1 rRNA gene is annotated in these 1,933 nt (G+C 51.1%); it reads left to right on the top strand.

Features of this window, described 5'->3' with window-relative positions:
* Positions 1-261: 261 nt before the first annotated feature.
* Positions 262-1,825 (top strand): 16S ribosomal RNA (locus BLP58_RS11705).
* Positions 1,826-1,933: the final 108 nt, after the last annotated feature.

Raw genomic sequence — 1,933 nt, 5'->3', positions numbered from 1 at the left:
CGTCAGGCGAGAGCAGAAAAGCTCAAGCAGGTCGACGAAAACAAATTCAAAAAAGTTCTTGACAGAGCTTTGAGAGTTTGGTAAAGTGAAAAAGCTGTCCGGTCTAGCCGGACAGAGGTAGTACTTTGAAAACTGAACAAAGTTTCGCTAAAAGTGTGCGGGTGTAAGAACCCAAACAAAAAGCGAAGTCAATTTCGCAAGCAATAAATTTGAGACAAAGATCTTAAATAATCGAATGAGCAATCATTCAAACTTAATTTTCAAAATGAGAGTTTGATCCTGGCTCAGGACGAACGCTGGCGGCGTGCCTAATACATGCAAGTCGAGCGAGCGGAACCAGCAGAATCACTTCGGTGAGGACGCTGGGAAAGCGAGCGGCGGATGGGTGAGTAACACGTGGGGAACCTGCCCTTAAGTCTGGGATACCACTTGGAAACAGGTGCTAATACCGGATAAGAAAGCAGTTCGCATGAACAGCTTTTAAAAGGCGGCGCAAGCTGTCGCTAAAGGATGGACCCGCGGTGCATTAGCTAGTTGGTAAGGTAACGGCCTACCAAGGCAGTGATGCATAGCCGAGTTGAGAGACTGATCGGCCACATTGGGACTGAGACACGGCCCAAACTCCTACGGGAGGCAGCAGTAGGGAATCTTCCACAATGGACGCAAGTCTGATGGAGCAACGCCGCGTGAGTGAAGAAGGTTTTCGGACCGTAAAGCTCTGTTGTTGGTGAAGAAGGATAGAGGTAGTAACTGGCCTTTATTTGACGGTAATCAACCAGAAAGTCACGGCTAACTACGTGCCAGCAGCCGCGGTAATACGTAGGTGGCAAGCGTTGTCCGGATTTATTGGGCGTAAAGCGAGCGCAGGCGGAAGAATAAGTCTGATGTGAAAGCCCTCGGCTTAACCGAGGAATTGCATCGGAAACTGTTTTTCTTGAGTGCAGAAGAGGAGAGTAGAACTCCATGTGTAGCGGTGGAATGCGTAGATATATGGAAGAATACCAGTGGCGAAGGCGGCTCTCTGGTCTGCAACTGACGCTGAGGCTCGAAAGCATGGGTAGCGAACAGGATTAGATACCCTGGTAGTCCATGCCGTAAACGATGAGTGCTAAGTGTTGGGAGGCTTCCGCCTCTCAGTGCTGCAGCTAACGCATTAAGCACTCCGCCTGGGGAGTACGACCGCAAGGTTGAAACTCAAAGGAATTGACGGGGGCCCGCACAAGCGGTGGAGCATGTGGTTTAATTCGAAGCAACGCGAAGAACCTTACCAGGTCTTGACATCTAGTGCCATTTGTAGAGATACAAAGTTCCCTTCGGGGACGCTAAGACAGGTGGTGCATGGCTGTCGTCAGCTCGTGTCGTGAGATGTTGGGTTAAGTCCCGCAACGAGCGCAACCCTTGTTATTAGTTGCCAGCATTAAGTTGGGCACTCTAATGAGACTGCCGGTGACAAACCGGAGGAAGGTGGGGATGACGTCAAGTCATCATGCCCCTTATGACCTGGGCTACACACGTGCTACAATGGGCAGCACAACGAGCAGCGAGCCTGCAAAGGCAAGCAAATCTCTGAAAGCTGTTCTCAGTTCGGACTGCAGTCTGCAACTCGACTGCACGAAGCTGGAATCGCTAGTAATCGCGGATCAGCACGCCGCGGTGAATACGTTCCCGGGCCTTGTACACACCGCCCGTCACACCATGGGAGTCTGCAATGCCCAAAGCCGGTGGCCTAACCGCAAGGAAGGAGCCGTCTAAGGCAGGGCAGATGACTGGGGTGAAGTCGTAACAAGGTAGCCGTAGGAGAACCTGCGGCTGGATCACCTCCTTTCTAAGGAAGCAGAGGTGGCGGAGAGTAGGGAAGACTACTAAAGGAAGCCACTAAAGCAAACGGAAGCACACTGAGAAACTTTGTTTAGTTTTGAGGGTAGTACCTCAA

Source organism: Lactobacillus kefiranofaciens (assembly GCF_900103655.1).
GTDB classification, from domain to species: Bacteria; Bacillota; Bacilli; order Lactobacillales; family Lactobacillaceae; genus Lactobacillus; species Lactobacillus kefiranofaciens.
The sequence above is the reverse complement of the archived record's forward strand: the minus strand, read 5'-3'. Positions and strand labels throughout refer to the sequence as shown.